Genomic DNA, 17,275 nt, shown 5'->3' on the forward strand with positions numbered 1-17,275 from the left:
TCTCTCAGCGCCCTCGCAAACCGGCATCGAGCACCGCGCGGGCGATCGGCGCGGCCACCGAGCCACCGGTAGCGGCCAGCGCCCGATCGCCGCCGTTCTCCACGATCACCGCGATGGCGATCTTGGGGTTCTGTGCGGGGGCGAAGGCGATGTACCAGGCATGTGGTGGCGTATTGCGCGGATTGCTGCCGTGCTCGGCGGTTCCGGTCTTCGAGGCAATTTGGTACCGGGTTTGGCCGTGTCCGACGGTGTTGTCCTCCGACGCGATCATCAGGTTGGTCAGCGTCGACGCTACCTGGGCGCTGACGGCTTGTCCGACTGAGACGGGTTTATTTTTCGAGAGCTCGCTCAGATCGGGCCCCTGCAGCTGGTCGACCAGGTACGGCTCCATGCGGACGCCGCCGTTCGCGACGGTCGCGGCGATGACCGCGTTGTCCAGTGGGGTGAGCGCGACGTCGCGCTGGCCGATGCTGCTCTGGGCCAGTGCGGCGTTGTCCGGAATCGGGCCGACGGTGCTCTCGGCCACCGGAATCGGGATGCCGCGGTGCGCGCCGATGCCGAATGCGGCGGCCTCATCCTTCAGATTCGAGGCGCCGACCTTGAGGCCGAGTTCGACGAAAGCGGTATTGCAGGATCTGCGGAAGGCCTCGGTGAGCGTCGCGGTCGGGCCGTTACCGCAGGTGGCGCCGTTGTAATTCTCCAGCGTCGTGCTGGTGCCGGGCAGGGTGATGTTGGGTGCGGCGGTGAATTGGTCATCCGGGGTGGCGGTGCCGTTGGCCAACGCGGCGGCGGTGACGACCACCTTGAAGGTGGAACCCGGCGGATAGGTCTGCGACACAGCACGATTCAACATGGGTTGGCGCTGGTCCGCACTCAGCTCTTCCCAAGACTTGGTGCCTTGGGCGCCGTCGTGGCCGGACAGCAGGTTGGGATCGTAGCTGGGGGTGGAGACCATGGTGAGAATCTTGCCGGTGCTCGGCTCGATCGCCACCACGGAACCGGTGAAGCCCTTGGCGGTCAACTGCTCGTAGGCGACCTGCTGCATCATCGGATCCAGCGTGGTGAGCACATTGCCGCCGCGCGGATCCCGACCGGAGATCATATCGATCAGGCGGCGCCCGAACAGTGCGTTGTCCGAGCCGTTGAGCACCGTATCCTCGGCGCGCTCCAAACCGGTGCTGCCGTACTGCATCGAGTAGAAGCCGGTGACCGGCGCGTACGCCTCCGGATCTGTCGGATAGGTGCGCAGGTACTTGTAGCGGTCCTCGGTGGCGACCGAACTGGCCAATACGGTGCCGCCCGCGGAGATCTGCCCGCGCTGGCGCGCGTACTCGTCGAGTAGCACGCGGGAGTTGCGTGGATCGGTGCGGTAGTCGTCGGCCTTGATCACCTGCACGTAGGTGGCGTTGATCAGGAGCGCGACGATCATGAGCATCACCGCGACCGCGACCCGTCGTAGCGGTGTGTTCATTCCTGCGGCCTCGCTTCCGGTTTGCGCAGGAGTTCGGTCGACGCCTCCGCGATCGGGGCCACCGGATCCTTCTTGCGCACCGGCGCCGGGGCGCGGGCCGCGTCGGACACCTTGATCAGCAGGGCCAGCAGTGCGTAGTTGGCCAGCAGCGACGAACCGCCGTAGGACATGAACGGGGTGGTGAGGCCGGTCAGCGGAATCAGTTTGGTGACGCCGCCGACCACCACGAACAACTGGATCGCGATGGTGAAGGCCAGCCCCGCCGCCAGCAGTTTGCCGAAACTGTCGCGCACGGCCAGCGCGGTCCGCAGTCCGCGCACCACGAACACCAGGAACAGCAGCAGCACCGCGGCGAGTCCGAACAGGCCGAGTTCCTCGCCGATGGTGGTGATGATGAAGTCGGTCTTGGCGAACGGCACCTGCGAGGGCCGCCCGCTACCCAAGCCGGTGCCCGCAAGGCCGCCGGTGGCCAGTCCGAACAGCGACTGCGAGATCTGGTAGCCGGTGTTGTTGTAATCGGCGAACGGGTGCAGCCAGGTCTGCGTGCGCACCCGCACATGGCTGAAGGCCTGGTAGGCGAAGAAGAATCCGATGGTCAGCAGCGCGCCGCCGATGACGAGCCAGCCGACCCGTTCGGTCGCGATGTAGAGCATCACCAGCACCGTGCTGAAGATCAACAGCGAAGTGCCGAGGTCTTTTTCGAAGACAAGCACGCCGATGCAGACGATCCAGACCACCAGGATCGGCCCGAGGTCGCGGGCGCGCGGGAACTCCATGCCGAGGAAGTGCCGCCCGGCCGCGGTGAACAGATCGCGCTTGGCAACCAGTACCGAGGCGAAGAAGATGATCAGCAGGATCTTCGCGAATTCACCCGGCTGCACACTCAATCCGGGCAGCCGGATCCAGATCTTGGAGCCGTTGGTCTCCGAATACGCGCCCGGCAGCAATGCCGGAATCGCCAGCGCGACAAGGCCGATGAGGCCTAGGGTGTAGCTGTAGCGCGCCAGCGTGCGGTAATCGCGCAGCACGACCAGGATCGCGATGAAGATGATCATCCCCAGGCCGGTCCACAGGATCTGTTGATTGGCATCGGGGGAGGGGATCGGCCACGAGTTGTACACGGCGGTCTGCGCATCGGCGAGATCGAGCCGATGGATCAATACCAGGCCGAGTCCGTTGAGGAGCGCCGCGATCGGAAGTAGGAGTGGATCGGCGAATGGAGCGAAGCGCCGCACCGCCAGATGCGCCACCGCGAACAGGCCGAGATAGGCGAGTCCGTACTTGGCTATGTCCAAGGTGACCGACTGTTCCTGGCTCGCCTCCACCAGGAACAGTGAGACGGTGACGATCACTGTCGCACCGGCGAGCAATAAGAGTTCGGCGTTGCGTCTGGTCGACGGCGGCGGCGCGGGCGCGAATCCGCCAGGGGGACTGGGAAAGGCCCCAGCGGACGGCGGTGCCGGAGCGGACATCAGTCCGTCACCCGGCAAGGCTCCCCCGCCGTCTGGGGGTTCGACGACGCCGTCGCCGTCGGGGTCTTGACGTCGGGGATCTTGGTCTCACCCGGCTGCTGCGGTGCAGGCGGCTGATGGTTCTCGCTGGTCGGAGCGACAGTCGTGGGCGCGGGCGCACCGGGCGCTGCCGGCGGTTCGGCGGATGGAACGACGCCGGGCTGCGGCACCGCCTCCTTGGGCGGGCAGACGGGCAGCAGTTCCTTCTGCGCCAGCGTCTGCATCTGCTTGCGTGCGTCGTCCAGCGAACCCGGCGGCAGACCCTTGTCCACCTGATCGCGCCCGGTCTGCTTGAGATCGGACACCTTGAGCGCCTTGCACTTCGCCGGCAGACCCTCATCGGGCTGCTTCAGCGTGAGAGCGCCGGTGGCGTCGACACAGCCGACGGATTCGACCTCGTGGATCGAATAGCCGAGCACCGAACCCGGGAGTCCGCGCAGGATGACGACCTGGCCGTTGTCCGCACCGACGTAGTAGTTGCTGCGAATCATCTTGTAGCCGACCAGTAATCCGACAGCCGCGGCCACCACCAGGGCGACCGCGAGCAGGATCCAGCGCAGCCTATGGGATTTACCCGGCGGGGGCGTCTCGGGCGTGGCGGCGGCGCGGCGCGGCTCCGCCCGCGGCGGGCGCATCGCGGCGGCGCGACCGGCGGCGGTATTCGGAGGCGGGGTGTCCTCGTCCTGACCGGAGGCCGCACCCGCGACGATCGGATGGCTCTGCCCGTAGTCCAGATCGATGACATCGGCGACGACCACGGTGACGTTGTCCGGGCCACCGCTGCGTAGCGCGAGCTCGATGAGCCGGTCGGCGCATTCGTCGGTGCCGCCCTCGCGCATGGTGTTGGCGATGGTCTCGTCGCTGACCACATCGGAGAGTCCGTCGGAGCACAGCAGATAGCGATCGCCCGCGCGGGCCTCGCGCATGATCAGCGTCGGCTCGATCTCGTTACCGGTGAGTGCGCGCATGATCAGCGAACGCTGCGGGTGGGTATGCGCCTGCTCGGGGGTGATCCGGCCCTCGTCGACCAGTGACTGGACGAAGGTGTCGTCGCGGGTGATCTGGGCCAGCTCGCCGCCGCGCAGCAGATAGGCGCGGGAGTCACCGATGTGGACCAGGCCGAGCTTCTTGCCCGCGAACAGGATTGCGGTGAGCGTGGTGCCCATGCCGTCGAGTTCGGGCTCTTCCTCGACGTGATCGGCAATGGCGGCATTGCCCTCGTGGACGGCGGTATTGAGCTTGCCGAGCAGATCGTCACCCGGCTCGTCGTCATCGAGATGGGCCAGGGCGGCGATCATCAACTGCGATGCCACCTCGCCAGCGGCGTGGCCGCCCATACCGTCGGCTAGTGCGAGCAGCCGTGCGCCCGCATAGACGGAGTCCTCGTTGTTGCCTCGGACAAGACCGCGGTCGCTGCGCGCTGCGTAGCGGAGAACAAGTGTCACGATCGCAGCTCGATCACTGTTTTGCCGACACGGACGGGGGTGCCGAGTGGAACTCGGACTGCGGTGGTGACTTTCGCACGGTCGAGGTAAGTGCCGTTCGTCGAGCCGAGGTCTTCGACGTACCAGTCGTCACCGCGCGGTGAGAGCCGCGCATGCCTGGTAGAGGCGTAATCATCGGTGAGTACCAGCGTTGAGTCGTCCGCACGTCCGATCAGCACCGGTTGGGTGCCGAGCGTTATGCGAGTGCCGGCGAGTGAACCTTGAGTCACCACAAGAAATTTGGCGCCCTTCTGGCCTCGGCTGAAAGACGGCAGCACCGCGGAACCGCGAGCGGCCCTGGGCTGGATCCGGATGCCGGATGCCGCGTAGATGTCGCTGCGCAGGGTGCGCAACACCGCCCACACGAATAACCACAACAGCAGCAGGAACCCCGCACGGGTCAGTTGCAGGATCAGTCCCTGCACGGCGCTCCACCTCCTGTTCGACCGTGTACGTCGGTGCCCGTAGGTGCGAGTTCGCCCCCACCGGCTTGCTGGTTTCGCGAGCCCCGGTCCTGGCGACGCGCGTGTGTTGGCAGCATCATAGGGCCGTGGGTCGAGTTCGATCACGATACGGCCGCAGAATCCCTGTACGCCATGTCGTGACCTGCACCGCGAGCTTACGGGATCAGACGATACGGATCAGGATCTCGGAATGCCCGGCGCGGATCACGTCACCGTCGGCGAGCTGCCAGTCCTGAACGGGTGAGCCGTTGACGAGGGTGCCGTTGGTCGAACCGAGATCCGAGAGCATCGCGGTCTGTCCGTCCCAGCGAACCTCGATGTGACGGCGCGACACTCCGGTATCCGGCAGTCGGAAGTGCGCGTCCTGACCGCGGCCGATGATGTTGCTGCCCTCGCGGAGCTGGTAGGTGCGGCCGCTGCCGTCGTCGAGCTGCAGCGTCGCGGAGTAGCCCGAACCGGCTTGTGCGCCACCGCCATACGCGGGGGCCGCATAGCCGCCGCCCTGCCCGCCGTAGCCGGGCTGTTGCGAATAGGCCTGGCCGTAGCCGCCCTGCTCGTCCTGCGCGCCGTAGCCCGGCTCGCTGTAACCCGGTTCCGCATAGCCCTGGTCGCCGTAGCCGGACTGCGCGTAGCCCTGCTGTCCGTAGCCCGGCTGCTGACCGTAACCACCCTGGTCGGCGTAGCCCTGCTCGCCGTAGCCGGACTGTCCGTAGCCCTGCTGTCCGTAGCCTTGTTCGCCATAGCCCTGCTGGCCGTAGCCCGGCTCCTGGTAGCCCTGCTGCCCGTAGTCCTGATCGGCGTAGCCACCCTGCTGCTGGCCGTAGCCGCCGCGCTCGCCGTAGCCCTGCTGGCCGCCGCCGTAGCCCGGTTCCTGGTAGCCCTGCTGACCGTAGCCCTGGCCACCCTGCTGGTAGTCGTAGCCGTTCTGGTAGTCGCCGTAACCCTGCTGCGAGTCCGGTGCCTGGTAGTCGGAGCCACCGCCATAGGGCGCGCCGCCCCGGCCGTAGTCGTCGCGGTACGCACCGTTCGGCGGCCCGGGCCGCCCCGTGGGCGGCGGTGCGTACCCGCGGTTGCGTGGATCGGACTCCGCGGGCTCACGGCTTGGGTCGTAGCCTGAGTTCTGCGTCATGGGGCCAGCTCCTGGTTGCGGGTTTGCAGGTCGTTGTGGCGGGGGTTCGGGGCTGCGAGCCGGGGTGGCTCTGCGGCCGATGTCGGGATCGACCCGACCGCTCGCCCTGAACTGTCCGGTGTGCAGCGTAGGTGATGCCTCGAATGCCACGTGTACTTCGCCGTAGGTCTGCCAGCCTTGTTCGCGGATGTAGTCCTGTAGGTGTTTGGCGAATGCGCGGGTAGTGAGGTCGTGGTCGGCCTCGAGTTGCTGGTGATCAGAGCTGTTTATGGTGATCACATAGCTGTTGGGCGCCAACAGATGTCCGCCGCCCAGATCCTGGATGTTGTCGGCGGCTTCCTGCTTGAGTGCCGCCTCCACCTCCTGGGGTACGACACTGCCCCCGAAAGCCCTGGCGAACACGTCACCGACGGCGCCTTGCAGGCGACGCTCGAATCGCGAAACGATGCCCATCTCGGCCTCCCTTCGGTGAGCGTCTCTACTGATTCATAACAACGACACACGTATGTGGCGTGTCGCGTATCGACCACGTTCATTGCATGATATCCACGATCGTCCACACCTGTAACTCCTGGAAAGCCCGGCGGGTTCCCGCGGCTGTCCAGCCAGCGCCGCAGGGCCGTCAGCAGGCGATTTCGTGTCTCACCGACCCCCGTGATACTGTCTCCCAGTCGCTCGGGCGAGTGGCGGAATGGCAGACGCGCTGGCTTCAGGTGCCAGTGTCCTTCGGGACGTGGGGGTTCAAGTCCCCCTTCGCCCACAGAGATGGTAGGGGCCGCAGGTCAGAGAGTTATCCTCTGGCCTGCGGCTTTTTTCGTCGACGGGATTTGTCGACGTGTGTAGGCGTGCGTTGGTGTTGACCGTTATGGTCCCCTGGGGGATGGCTTTACCGTCGCCTTATACAAGTGGTTCCTCTTCTCCGTCAGTGGCTTTGGCGCTATTGGTCGTCTGATGAGCACGGCGCGGATAGGGCGCGATCGGGCGGCAGATTCGCCGCGGTGCTACGCCGGGCGGGTCTGAGTCGATAACCGTCTAGGTGAACGACGGCGATCGGACTCGAGGATATGACGGATCTTGGAACCACCAGCCCCATGACGTTTCATGCGACGCGGGGTGCGCTCATTGCCGGCGCGATCGGGATCGCCATCGCGTTGGCGGCGGTGGTGTGGGGTGTGCTGAGCATGCGGGCGCTCGAGGGCACCGCACGTACCGATGGAACCGTCTTGTTCGCGAGTTCGGGCGATGGCCGGATGGTCGATTTCGTCGTCGACGGAACGCGGTATACGACCAGTACCTCGGCATATAGCGTGCTGCACACCTACTCGACCGGTGAGCGGGTGCCCGTCGCCTACAACCCGAAGGATCCCGCCCACGCGGAGGTGGCGGATCTGCATTCGACCTACGGCGGACCGCTGTTCGCGGGTGGATTCGGCGTCCTGGTCATCGCCGCTGGCACCGTCGGGTACGTCTGCGGGCGACGAAAGATGAAACTGCGGGAATGGCTCGATCAGTGCGGTCGGGAAATCTGGGTTCCGGCCGAAGACACCCGGGTGCGAGTGACCCACCATGACAGCCAGCGGCCATTGGTGTTCGTTCTGCGGGCAACCTGGGTCGACCCGATATCGCGGCGCACCATTCACGCGGACAGCGATATGTTGCGCGCGGATCCGAGTGAACTCGTGCGCTCGCGCGGGCGCGTCCGCGTGCTCTACGACCCGGCGGATCCGACCCGCAACCGCATCGATTTCGAGCACAAAACCGCAGCTAGCGGAGCTCTGACCGGTCGATAGCGGTCACCTCGACGCGGTATGCGCGAGCCCGGCCCGGATCGAGGGATCCTGGGCCGGGCCGGGATTTGCCCGACGATCAGTCCGCGGTGCCGGCGAACATTCCGGGCTCGTAGGAGCCGCCCTGCTGGCGCACGATCACGCCGAGTCGGTTGGCCGCATTGATCTGGGCGACCAGCGCGACCATTGCGGCGATCTGATCGTCGTCGTAGTGCTTGCGCACTTCGGCCCAGGTCTCGTCGGAGACACCGCGATGGGCGTCGGCGAGGCGGGTGCCCTCCTCGGCCAGCGCGAGTGCCGCCCGCTCGGCCTCGGTGAACACGGTGGACTCGCGCCAGGCCGCGACCAGGTTGACGCGCACCGTGGATTCCCCGGCGTGTGCGAGGTCCTTGCTGTGCACGTCGGTGCACCAACCGCAGCCGTTGATCTGACTGACGCGCAACATCATCAAATCCTGGGTGACCTTGGGCAGTGTCGACTGGAGGATGACCAGGCTGGCATTGCCGAACCGCTTGGCGAACTTGGCGCCGATCTCGTTTGCGGACAGATTGATACGGGGTTGCATGATAGAGGCTTCCTTCTTCGGATGACTGAACGCACACAAGATGCCGACGACCCGATCCCTGTGACGCGGCCAAATGTGACGTGCGGCACAACATCTCGGCGTCACAGAACGATGGCGACCGGTGTCTGGTGGGGACACAGTCGAGAGTGAAGAGGACCCCCATGGCCGATACGCCGCGCGATGACCGCCCGGACCCCGCCACCGAGGCCTTCCTCGCCCACCGCAACCTGCTCTTCACCGTCGCCTACGAGATGCTCGGCTCGGCCGCCGACGCCGAGGACGTCCTGCAGGAGACTTGGCTGCGCTGGGTGAACGTCGACCTCACCACGGTGCGAGACCAACGCGCCTACCTGGTCCGGATCACCACCCGCCAAGCACTCACCCGGCTGCGCACACTCGGTCGCCGCAGAGAGTCCTATATCGGCCCGTGGTTGCCCGAACCACTGCTCACCGCCCCCGATGTCGCCGAGGACATCGAACTGGCCGACAGCGTCTCCATGGCGATGCTGCTCGTACTGGAAACGCTCACCCCCACCGAGCGCGCGGTATTCGTACTCCGTGAAGTCTTCGACATCGCCTACGACGACATCGCCGAAGCCGTCGACAAAACCCCCGCCGCGGTCCGCCAGATCGCCCACCGCGCACGCACCCACGTCGCCGCGCGACGACCACGCGGACCCGTATCCCCGGCCCAAACCCGAAACGCCCTCGAGGCATTCCAACGGGCGATCGAAACCGGCGATCTGCAAACCCTGTTCGATATCCTCGCGCCCGATGTCGTTCTCCTGGGTGACGGTGGCGGAGTCAAACAGGCCGCTCTATCGCCGGTCGTAGGGGCCGATAGCGTGGTCCCTGTGCTCGGCCGCATCGCCGCCGTCGCATCACTGCAGCGGGCACAGGTCAATGGCTACCCGGCGCTGATCGTCCGGATGGACGGCGAGATCGACACCGTTATCGCCGTGCGGATCGACGACGGCGTCATCACCGGGCTCTATGCCGTGCGGAATCCCCAGAAGTTGTCGCATATGTGGCGCGAGACCGCACTGCGCCGCTGAAGTCCGGACGCCGCCGAGGCGGTCCGACACACTCGAGCAATCACCCCCATCGGTCATGACGCAGGAATTACGGTGCTGTCATGACGAACCCGGAAGAGGGCGATCACACGACCGGTCGGCGTTCGCATGTGCGGGTGTGGCTCGTGCCCGCCGTGGTGGTTTCGCTGCTCATGGCCCTGCTGGCCACCATGTACCTGGCCTATGTGGTCGACCCGTCGAAGCATCTGCACGACTTCCCGATCGCCCTGGTCGATCAGGACACCGGCGATGTGCTCGGCGGGCAGCCGACCAATGTGGGCAAGCAGATCAGCGACGCACTCGTACAGCAGATTCCCAGCGACAAGATCGACCTGCGGGTACTCGGTATCAACGAGGCCCAGCACGAATTGAATTCGGGGAATGTGTACGGGGCGATCGTCATTCCGAGCGATTTCACCAAGCGACTGGGGATCTTCGCGACCGCCAGCGTGGTCCCCGGAGACGTCAGCCAGCCGATCATCACCGTGTACACCAATCCGCGGACCGGGTCCTTTTCACCGCAGGTCGTGCAGACCGTCGCCGGGAGCGCCCTGGCTCGAGCCGATCAGACGGTCGGCAAACAGCTGACCGAGACCGTGCGGACCCAACTGCAATCCTCCGGGGGCGGGCAGGCACCCGAGTTGGTCGGCCTGAGCCGGTTGATGTTGGCCAGACCGATCGATGTGGTCGTCACGCCGTTCCATCCGCTGCCCGCGGGCACCGGCGGCGGGCTCACCGCCTTCTTCTACACCATGATGGTGCTGCTGGCCGGGTTCACCGGCGCCATGGTGATCAATGGCATGGTCGATTCCTCGCTCGGCTTCGCGCCCACCGAATTCGGCCCCTGGTACGTGCACTATCCACCGACACCGATCTCCCGGCTGCACACACTTCTGCTGAAGTGGGGCATCATTACCGGCACCGCGCCGGTGGTCGCGGCCATCTTCATGGGCATCGCGCATTGGCTGGGGATGCCCATCGACCGGCCACTGATTCTGTTCCTCTACAGCACCTTCGCGATCATCGCCGTCGGCGTGACCGCACTATCCATCGTGTCCGCGCTCGGCACCGCTGGCATGCTGATCAACCTCATCCTGTTCATCGTGCTCGGCCTGCCCTCCTCCGGCGGCACCATTCCGGTCGAAGCGCTGCCGAAATCCGTTGCCCGGCTCGCCGATTTCGAACCGATGCACCAGGTGTACCTCGGCATCCGCGCCATCCTGTACTTCAATGCCGACGGCGCCGCCGGACTCAGCCGCGCGAGCTGGATGACCCTGCTCGGACTGGCCATCGGACTGTCGCTCGGCGCGATCGTCACCCGCTACTACGACCGCAAGGAACTACACCGCGCACCCGCCGCGGCCCGCTGATTCGCCTCCGTCCGGAGTGCGCACCGCCGCCCGGAAAACCGGATGACAGCCGCGTTCCGCGGTCCCTAATATTCGGTCTATGTACCGATGCGTACCGATCACCCCGCCGCCCGCTGCCTGAGCGGGGTGTAGGACCGCGCGTACCGCCTCGTAAGTGAGTGCGCCGCTCGGGCATGGTTGTGCACCTCGCTTCCGCGACCTCAATCCCTTCTGTCGCAGGAGCGCGAACTCTTCATGTCCACATCTGTCCCTACCGCCGGTCGGTCCGGGCTCGCCTGCCTTGTCGGCGCCGGGCTCTTAGCGGGCACCGGCGGACTGCTCGGCAGCCTCCTCCATCGCGCGACCGGCCTTTCGCCGGTCGCCGTCGCCACCTGTCGGCTCACCGTCGGCGGGCTCTTGCTGATCGCCGTACTCACCGTGACCCGACGGCCCTGGCCGCGAGATATCGTGGCGTGGCGAAGGATCGGTGTGATCGCGATGCTCGCCGCGACCGTCCAGGCGAGCTTCTTCGGTGCCGTCGCGGCATCGTCGGTGAGTCTGGCGACCTTGATCACCATCGGGATGTCACCCGTGGTCGTCGCACTGCTGGAACAGGTGACCGGCAGGCGCGTCCTGGATCGTCGGCGTGCCGCGACCATCGCGATCGCACTGTTCGGGTTGATCCTGCTGGTCGGCGCGCCGCCGGACCGCGCGGATGCGGGCGGCATATTCGCCGGTGCGGCAATGGCATTGGTATCCGCCTGTGCCTTCGCGACGATCACGGTGATCAGCGCCCGACCGGTGCCCGGGCTCGACGTAATGACCACAACGGGTTTCGGCATCACCGGCGGTGCGGTGCTGCTGATACCGGCCGCGGCGATATCCGGATTCACATTCGCTCCGACTCCGCACAGCATTGCCCTGATCGCCGCGCTCGGGTTACCCACCGCGTTGGCATACACCCTGTACTTGCGTGGGCTGTCCCAGGCCGGTGCGGGCACGGCCGCGGTATTGGCCCTGCTCGAGCCGCTGACCGGCACGGTATTGGCCGCGGTGATACTCGGTGAACGGCTGACGCCGACCGGGTGGGCAGGTGCGGCGTTCCTGACCGCGGCACTGGTGCACACCAGTGTTCAGCCGCGAAACGGCGAGACGGTGTAGAAGCTTCGGCTGGCAGTCCTTCGCTCCGAACTCGATACCGCCGCTGGCGAGGACGGTCGCGTGCTGCCGCCAGCGGCGGTGACCCGGGGGCGCAACATCAGGTGGACGAAGATGCGGGTGCCGATGCCGCGCAGGCCGTTTCGATTTCTATTTCATCGGTGTAGCGGCAGCGGGATTCGGTGATGGGGCAGGACGTCGAGCTGGTTGCGTAGTGTTCGGCGATCTCATCACTGGTGGTGAGCCATATGCCGGGATGGTTCGCCACATAGTCCAGTGCCTGCTCCAGATATTTGATGCGGAAGGCCTGGCCGATGACGAAGGGATGCAGGGCCAAGGCCATGACGCGGCCACTGTCGGCGGACTCTTCGTAGAGCCGGTCCAGTTGGTCCTTGACGATCTGGACGAAATCCGGGCCGCGCAAACCGGTTCCGAGGAACAGGCTGTTGTCATTGAGTTCGACCGAGTACGGAACGCTCAGCACGCCGGGAACATTGAGCCGATACGGCTGGTCGTCATTGGTCCAGTCCAGCACGTAGTCGAGACCGAGTTCGGCGAGCAGTGCCGGCGTGTTGAAGGTTTCGGTGAGTGCCGGGCCCATCCAGCCGCGGGGGCGGCGGCCGGTCGCGCGTTCGATGGTTTCGACGATCTCGGTCAGATGGGCGCGCTCGTCATCGATCGACATATCGGCCTGGAAGATCGAGTTGTTCTTACCGTGCGCCAACCAGGTCCAGTTCCGTTCTCGCCCGGCCGCGATGATCTGCGGATTGTGGTGGGTGACATCGGAGTTGAGCAGTGCACTGGCGCGGATACCGTATTTGTCCAGCGCCTGCATCACCCGCCAGACGCCCACCCGGGGACCGTAGTCACGCCAGCCGTAGTTCAGCGGATCCGGAGCGAGGGCCGCGGTGCCGGGGAAGATGCTGGTCGAGGGCCGGTCGACCTGGTAGTGCTCGATATTGAGCCCCACGTAGAACGCGACGCGGGCAGCGCCCGGCCAGCGGATGGGTGTGCGATCGACGATCGGGCTGTAGTCGAACAGTGCGTTGTCCATGCCGCCTATGCTGGAACCCTCACATACATGTGAGGGTCAAATGCGAGGTGGAACATGCGAATCGGAGAGCTGGCGGAGCGCACCGGCACCTCGCGGCGGCTGCTGCGCTACTACGAGGAACAGGGCCTGATCGTCGCCGACCGCTGCGCCAACGGCTATCGCACCTATGACGACCGATTCGTCGACCGGGTGCTGCAGATCCGCGGCCTGCTCGACGCCGGCCTGCCGACCCGCATCATCAAACAGATCCTGCCCTGCCTGGACAAGCCCCGCACCATCTACTTTCCGGACGCGACTCCGGAAATGCTGGCGACCTTGGAACGCGAGCGTGATCGCATGTCCGACCGCATCCGCTGCCTGTCCCGCAACCGCGACGCCATCGCCGAATACCTCGAGACGGTCAGGGAAAACGCCAGGTCCTGATCGCGGCTCGCGCGGCGTCACCGTGAAGTCGCCGTTCCGATGACTCGGCGAACCTGTTGACTCCTAACGAGAACCTGTTCTAATTTTTGGCATGCGTAGATATGAGGGTCGCCGGGTATTGGTCACCGGAGCGGGATCGGGCATCGGGCAGGGCATCGCCCTGCGGCTACTCGACGAGGGGGCGACATTGGTCGCCGCCGATATCGATGCGGCGGGGCTGGAGACCACCGCGGCGAAGGCGGGTGACGCGGCCGATCGGCTGCGGACCGTCGAGGTGAATATCGCCGATATCGAATCGGTGCGTGCCGCGACGGGTCAGGCGGTCGAATTCCTCGGCGGTCTGGATGTGCTGGTCAACGCGGCGGGCATCTTGCGTCCGGCGCGCACCGACGAGATGCCGCTCGAGGTGTGGAACCAGGTGATCACGGTCAACCTCACCGGCACCTTCCTGATGACCCAGAGCGCGCTGCCCGCGCTGTTGGAGTCCGGACACGGCGTTGTGGTGAACCTGTCCTCGACCGCGGCCTTCAGTGCCGCGCCCTATCTGGCGGCCTATGCGGCATCCAAGGGCGGGGTAAACGCCTTCACCCACGCCATCGCGCTGGAGTACGCCAAGCAGGGCCTGCGTGCGGTGAATATCGTGCCCGCGGGCATCACCAGTGGGATCACCACCAAATCCATCCTCGATCAGCCGGAGGGCTTCGATCCGAAGCTGTTCTCCCGGTTGACCGGCTGGCTCAACGGCGGTGCGCTGGGCAATCCGGAAGATATCGCGGGTGTGGTCGCGATGGTCGCCTCCGATGACGGCCGGTACATGACCGGTACCGAGATCCGCATCGACGGCGGCGCCCTGATGTAGTCGGGCCGGGCGGTGGTCAGGCGGGTCGGGCGACGAGCAGGTGATGCGGAATCGGCGGATCGGCCAGCTGCTGATGGTCGACGGTGCAGCCGGCGCGTTCCAGTGCGGCGATCACCTCGGCCACCGGCCGCAGCGTGAAACCGTATGCGGTGAACGGCATTTTCGCCATCGCGTCCGGATCGCCGACGCCGACGACGAGACTGCCGCCGGGACCGATGACGCGCACGAGTTCCTGACAGGCCGCATCCAGGTCCGGCACGAAGTAGATGGTGTTGACGGTGATGGCGGCATCGAGTGCATTGTCGGCCAGTGGTAGTGCGGTCATCGGTCCGTCCGCGAGTCGCATTCGGCCCGAATCGATTTCGCTCGCGAACTTGGTCCGCGCCCGGGCCAGCATGTCGGGGGAGATCTCGAAACCGTGCACCGTGCCAGTGGCGCCGACGCGCTCGAGCAGCATGGAAAGACCTGCGCCGCCGCCGAATCCGATATCGGCGACTGTCGCACCGGGGGCGACTCCGGCCGCCGCCACCGCACCCGCGATGGCGCGATGGTTACCGCGATTGAGAATGAAGGCGAAGCCCTTGCCGAGCGTCCCATGCGGGTTGCCGAGCTGACCCGCGATCGTGGACAGGACACGGTCCCGAATACTCATGCCGGTCATCGTATCGACCGGTCACCGGCGAATCGGATATGGCAAGACAGACCGAATGGACCGCTTATGAACATGGGTAACTCGTTGGGTACGTCCAGAACTCGACTCACACACGACCGCCGGTCCGCGACGGTACGAGCGGGGCTCTCGAAGATCGGCAAGAGGCGCGGGGAGGCGGGGGAGCAAGCTGACCGGATGCGCTCACCCTTGGTACTGCTCGCCGCCGCCGTGCTGACACTCGCGCCGACCGGCACGGCCGACGCGGCGGGATCCTGGGGTCCGCTGGCGCCGCCCAATCCGTATCTCGGCCCACTCGGGACCGCGACCATGCACGGTGATGCCGGATCCTCGGATGCGACGCCCCTGGCCGGGCCCGGTACGGGCGGGATTTCGGTGGCCGGATACCCATTGGCATCGGCGTGTCCGACGCTGCTGCAGGCTTCGGACAATCTGGTTGTCGCACTGTGCACACCGGTCATCGGCCAGACCCCGACCATCCATCTGCTCGATCCGTCCTTCGGCGGTCCGATCGGCACGTCGCTGGCCTCGCTGGAGATCGCCAAGGGCAGCCTGCTCGGCGGCGTCTACGCCTACCTCGACAATGCCGACCGCCTCGTCATCGTGGACGGCAACCGCACCCTGCTCCGCGTCGGCCACGCGCGCGACGCGGCGGGCAAGTGGCGGTTGTCGATCGCCTCGTCCACCGATCTCGGCTCGGTGATTCCAGCGGGCGACAACGTGACCGGATTGGTGCCGGACTGGTCCGGCAATGTCTGGTTCGCCACCGGCAAGAGTGTCGTCGGGCTGGTGACGCCCGCCGGTGCGGCGGCCACCATCGCACTGCCCGCGGGTGAGTCGGTGGCCAACAGCATTTCATCGGCACCGAGCGGCCGGGTCGCGGTCGCCACCACGCACGCGCTCTACGAGCTGCACGCGGATGCGGCCGGCCGGCCGGAGATACTGTGGCGGGCCGCCTACGATCGCGGGTCGGCGCGCAAACCGGGACAGCTCAGCTGGGGCACCGGCTCCACGCCGACCTACTTCGGGCCGAACTCCGGCGCCGACTATCTGACCATCGTCGACAATGCCGACGGACAGGTCCATGCGTTGGTCTTCCGTTCCGGCAGCGGGCAATTGGTGTGCTCGCAACCGGTGCTCACCCGTGGCGGCGCGGGCAGCGAGAATTCGCCTGTCGGTATCGGGCGGTCCGTCTTCGTCGCGAGCACCTACGGCTATCCGTACCCGGCCGTCCCAGAGGGCGCTGGTCCGGCCGTTCCGGCCTCCGCACCGTTCGTCGGGGGTATGACCAGGGTCGATGTCGACGACAGCGGTTGCACCACGGTGTGGGACAACACCGTTCGCAGCGCGGCCGTCCCGCATCTGTCCACCGCCGACGGCTTGCTCTACACCGTGACGCGCGTCGGACTCGACATCACCACCCCGCTCGACGGCTACGCGTTCACCGTGGTGAATCCGGATACCGGCGCGGTGCTGTCGAACCGGCCGCTGGCCGGAACCATTGTCGACGACCCGTTGCAGACCTCACCGTTGATCACCCACGACCGCAAGATTCTGCAGGGCACGGTCACCGGAATCCTGCGCATCAGCTGACGCGCCGGTCACCGGCCTTCGGGCCGGTGGCCAAACCCCGCTCGATGACCGCCAGGGTGCGCTGTATCGCCTGGTCCTTGCCCGCGTCGTCGAGGTCGTCGAGTACGCCATCGATAATGAGCGAGGCCATGCCGTGCACCGCTGACCAGGCGGCGTATTCGGCGTCCGGCCGGTCGGCGGGATCGAGGAATCCGACGGCGACGAGTTCGTCGAGGACTTCGGCGAGCAGTTCGAAGGCCGGAGACGGTTTCTGCTGGTCGCCGCAGAAGGCTGTGCGAAACAGGCCCGGCTCGCGCAATGCGAAGGTGATGTAGCCCCGACCGACCGCTCCCAGTCGGGTGATCGGATGCGCTTGCGGCCCGAGACCGGCCATCGTCTCGGCCATTGCGCCGAACAGCGTCCGCTGGGCCTGTTGCTGCGCCGCGTCGAGCAATTCCTCGTGGTTGGTGAAGTGCCGATAGGCCGCGGTCGGGGTGACGCCGACGTGGCGGGCGGCGGCGCGCACGGTCACCGCCTCGGGTCCGCCGGTTTCCGCGAGTTCGGCGGCGGCGAGCACGAGGGCATTGCGCAGGTCGCCGTGGTGGTACGGGCCGGTACGGGCGGAGCGCTTCGTCGCTGCTTCCGAATTTGTCATCGCATCGATGTTGACACCCGCACACATCTCATGGCAAGTTAACACCCATAA

Annotated in this window: 16 protein-coding genes and 1 tRNA gene; 8 read left to right on the forward strand and 9 right to left on the reverse strand. The window is 66.2% G+C overall.

Features of this window, described 5'->3' with window-relative positions; genetic code table 11:
• Positions 1-4: 4 nt before the first annotated feature.
• From ACQP2D_RS00135 to ACQP2D_RS00155, 5 genes are all read right to left on the reverse strand, one after another.
• On the reverse strand, positions 5-1,471 hold the full coding sequence (locus tag ACQP2D_RS00135; RefSeq protein ID WP_433681702.1) for a peptidoglycan D,D-transpeptidase FtsI family protein: 1,467 nt from the start codon (positions 1,469-1,471) through the stop codon (positions 5-7).
• Positions 1,468-2,943, reverse strand: a complete 1,476-nt coding sequence (locus ACQP2D_RS00140) for an FtsW/RodA/SpoVE family cell cycle protein (RefSeq protein WP_433681703.1) — start codon at positions 2,941-2,943, stop codon at positions 1,468-1,470. Before ACQP2D_RS00140 ends, ACQP2D_RS00135 begins: the two co-directional genes overlap by 4 nt.
• The gene (locus ACQP2D_RS00145) at positions 2,943-4,427 is read right to left on the reverse strand and encodes a PP2C family protein-serine/threonine phosphatase (protein ID WP_433681704.1); all 1,485 of its coding nucleotides are present in this window, start codon (positions 4,425-4,427) and stop codon (positions 2,943-2,945) included. Before ACQP2D_RS00145 ends, ACQP2D_RS00140 begins: the two co-directional genes overlap by 1 nt.
• On the reverse strand, positions 4,424-4,891 hold the full coding sequence (locus ACQP2D_RS00150; RefSeq protein ID WP_069165345.1) for an FHA domain-containing protein FhaB/FipA: 468 nt from the start codon (positions 4,889-4,891) through the stop codon (positions 4,424-4,426). Before ACQP2D_RS00150 ends, ACQP2D_RS00145 begins: the two co-directional genes overlap by 4 nt.
• Positions 4,892-5,093: 202 nt before the next feature.
• Positions 5,094-6,512 carry a DUF3662 and FHA domain-containing protein gene (locus ACQP2D_RS00155; protein WP_433681705.1) on the reverse strand — a complete coding sequence of 473 codons (1,419 nt, stop codon included), beginning with the start codon at positions 6,510-6,512 and terminating at the stop codon, positions 5,094-5,096.
• Positions 6,513-6,736: 224 nt separating this feature from the next.
• Between ACQP2D_RS00155 and ACQP2D_RS00160 the strand changes: the two genes are divergently transcribed.
• Together ACQP2D_RS00160 and ACQP2D_RS00165 are read left to right on the forward strand one after the other, a co-directional pair.
• A tRNA-Leu gene (locus ACQP2D_RS00160) sits at positions 6,737-6,819 on the forward strand.
• Positions 6,820-7,123: 304 nt separating this feature from the next.
• A complete protein-coding gene (locus ACQP2D_RS00165; protein ID WP_433681706.1) occupies positions 7,124-7,849 on the forward strand; it encodes a DUF3592 domain-containing protein in 726 nt (241 codons plus the stop codon).
• A gap of 76 nt (positions 7,850-7,925) precedes the next feature.
• On the opposite strand, the gene ACQP2D_RS00170 is transcribed toward ACQP2D_RS00165, so the two are convergent.
• Positions 7,926-8,411 carry a carboxymuconolactone decarboxylase family protein gene (locus ACQP2D_RS00170; protein WP_433681707.1) on the reverse strand — a complete coding sequence of 162 codons (486 nt, stop codon included), beginning with the start codon at positions 8,409-8,411 and terminating at the stop codon, positions 7,926-7,928.
• 161 nt (positions 8,412-8,572) lie between these two features.
• Between ACQP2D_RS00170 and ACQP2D_RS00175 the strand changes: the two genes are divergently transcribed.
• From ACQP2D_RS00175 to ACQP2D_RS00185, 3 genes are all read left to right on the forward strand, one after another.
• On the forward strand, positions 8,573-9,466 hold the full coding sequence (locus tag ACQP2D_RS00175) for an RNA polymerase sigma-70 factor (RefSeq protein WP_433681708.1): 894 nt from the start codon (positions 8,573-8,575) through the stop codon (positions 9,464-9,466).
• A gap of 80 nt (positions 9,467-9,546) precedes the next feature.
• On the forward strand, positions 9,547-10,854 hold the full coding sequence (locus ACQP2D_RS00180) for a YhgE/Pip domain-containing protein (RefSeq protein ID WP_433681709.1): 1,308 nt from the start codon (positions 9,547-9,549) through the stop codon (positions 10,852-10,854).
• 234 nt (positions 10,855-11,088) lie between these two features.
• Positions 11,089-11,994: a DMT family transporter gene (locus ACQP2D_RS00185; protein ID WP_433681710.1), complete on the forward strand. Its 906-nt coding sequence runs from the start codon at positions 11,089-11,091 to the stop codon at positions 11,992-11,994.
• Positions 11,995-12,091: 97 nt separating this feature from the next.
• Here ACQP2D_RS00185 and ACQP2D_RS00190 read toward each other — a convergent pair whose 3' ends face one another.
• A complete protein-coding gene (locus ACQP2D_RS00190) occupies positions 12,092-13,045 on the reverse strand; it encodes a polysaccharide deacetylase family protein (protein ID WP_433681711.1) in 954 nt (317 codons plus the stop codon).
• Between the two features lie 54 nt (positions 13,046-13,099).
• On the opposite strand from ACQP2D_RS00190, the gene ACQP2D_RS00195 reads away from it, so the two are divergent.
• Positions 13,100-13,468, forward strand: coding sequence for a MerR family transcriptional regulator (locus ACQP2D_RS00195; RefSeq protein WP_433681712.1), 369 nt, complete (start codon positions 13,100-13,102; stop codon positions 13,466-13,468).
• Positions 13,469-13,559: 91 nt separating this feature from the next.
• Positions 13,560-14,327 (forward strand): SDR family NAD(P)-dependent oxidoreductase, encoded by a 768-nt coding sequence (locus ACQP2D_RS00200; protein WP_433681713.1) that lies wholly within the window; start codon positions 13,560-13,562, stop codon positions 14,325-14,327.
• Between the two features lie 16 nt (positions 14,328-14,343).
• Here the strand turns inward: ACQP2D_RS00200 and ACQP2D_RS00205 are convergent, their stop codons facing one another.
• Complete coding sequence (locus ACQP2D_RS00205; protein WP_433681714.1) at positions 14,344-14,979, reverse strand: class I SAM-dependent methyltransferase; 636 nt, start codon at positions 14,977-14,979, stop codon at positions 14,344-14,346.
• A 195-nt stretch (positions 14,980-15,174) separates the two neighbouring features.
• On the opposite strand from ACQP2D_RS00205, the gene ACQP2D_RS00210 reads away from it, so the two are divergent.
• Positions 15,175-16,590: a hypothetical protein gene (locus ACQP2D_RS00210; protein WP_433681715.1), complete on the forward strand. Its 1,416-nt coding sequence runs from the start codon at positions 15,175-15,177 to the stop codon at positions 16,588-16,590.
• Here the strand turns inward: ACQP2D_RS00210 and ACQP2D_RS00215 are convergent.
• On the reverse strand, positions 16,583-17,224 hold the full coding sequence (locus ACQP2D_RS00215; protein WP_433681716.1) for a TetR/AcrR family transcriptional regulator: 642 nt from the start codon (positions 17,222-17,224) through the stop codon (positions 16,583-16,585). The two genes, ACQP2D_RS00210 and ACQP2D_RS00215, sit on opposite strands and share 8 nt — an antisense overlap.
• Between the last annotated feature and the right edge of the window lie 51 nt (positions 17,225-17,275).

The sequence above is a fragment of the Nocardia sp. CA-119907 genome (genome assembly GCF_050955995.1).
Taxonomy (GTDB): Bacteria; Actinomycetota; Actinomycetes; order Mycobacteriales; family Mycobacteriaceae; genus Nocardia.

Excerpts from the sequence above, each read along its gene's own strand:
- ACQP2D_RS00135 (WP_433681702.1), bottom strand. The coding sequence starts at position 1,471 with ATGAACACACCGCTACGACGGGTCGCGGTCGCGGTGATGCTCATGATC.
- ACQP2D_RS00140 (WP_433681703.1), bottom strand. The coding sequence starts at position 2,943 with ATGTCCGCTCCGGCACCGCCGTCCGCTGGGGCCTTTCCCAGTCCCCCT.
- ACQP2D_RS00155 (WP_433681705.1), bottom strand. The coding sequence starts at position 6,512 with ATGGGCATCGTTTCGCGATTCGAGCGTCGCCTGCAAGGCGCCGTCGGT.
- ACQP2D_RS00165 (WP_433681706.1), top strand. The coding sequence starts at position 7,124 with ATGACGGATCTTGGAACCACCAGCCCCATGACGTTTCATGCGACGCGG.
- ACQP2D_RS00170 (WP_433681707.1), bottom strand. The coding sequence starts at position 8,411 with ATGCAACCCCGTATCAATCTGTCCGCAAACGAGATCGGCGCCAAGTTC.
- ACQP2D_RS00175 (WP_433681708.1), top strand. The coding sequence starts at position 8,573 with ATGGCCGATACGCCGCGCGATGACCGCCCGGACCCCGCCACCGAGGCC.
- ACQP2D_RS00180 (WP_433681709.1), top strand. The coding sequence starts at position 9,547 with ATGACGAACCCGGAAGAGGGCGATCACACGACCGGTCGGCGTTCGCAT.
- ACQP2D_RS00185 (WP_433681710.1), top strand. The coding sequence starts at position 11,089 with ATGTCCACATCTGTCCCTACCGCCGGTCGGTCCGGGCTCGCCTGCCTT.
- ACQP2D_RS00190 (WP_433681711.1), bottom strand. The coding sequence starts at position 13,045 with ATGGACAACGCACTGTTCGACTACAGCCCGATCGTCGATCGCACACCC.
- ACQP2D_RS00195 (WP_433681712.1), top strand. The coding sequence starts at position 13,100 with ATGCGAATCGGAGAGCTGGCGGAGCGCACCGGCACCTCGCGGCGGCTG.
- ACQP2D_RS00200 (WP_433681713.1), top strand. The coding sequence starts at position 13,560 with ATGCGTAGATATGAGGGTCGCCGGGTATTGGTCACCGGAGCGGGATCG.
- ACQP2D_RS00205 (WP_433681714.1), bottom strand. The coding sequence starts at position 14,979 with ATGAGTATTCGGGACCGTGTCCTGTCCACGATCGCGGGTCAGCTCGGC.
- ACQP2D_RS00210 (WP_433681715.1), top strand. The coding sequence starts at position 15,175 with ATGCGCTCACCCTTGGTACTGCTCGCCGCCGCCGTGCTGACACTCGCG.
- ACQP2D_RS00215 (WP_433681716.1), bottom strand. The coding sequence starts at position 17,224 with ATGACAAATTCGGAAGCAGCGACGAAGCGCTCCGCCCGTACCGGCCCG.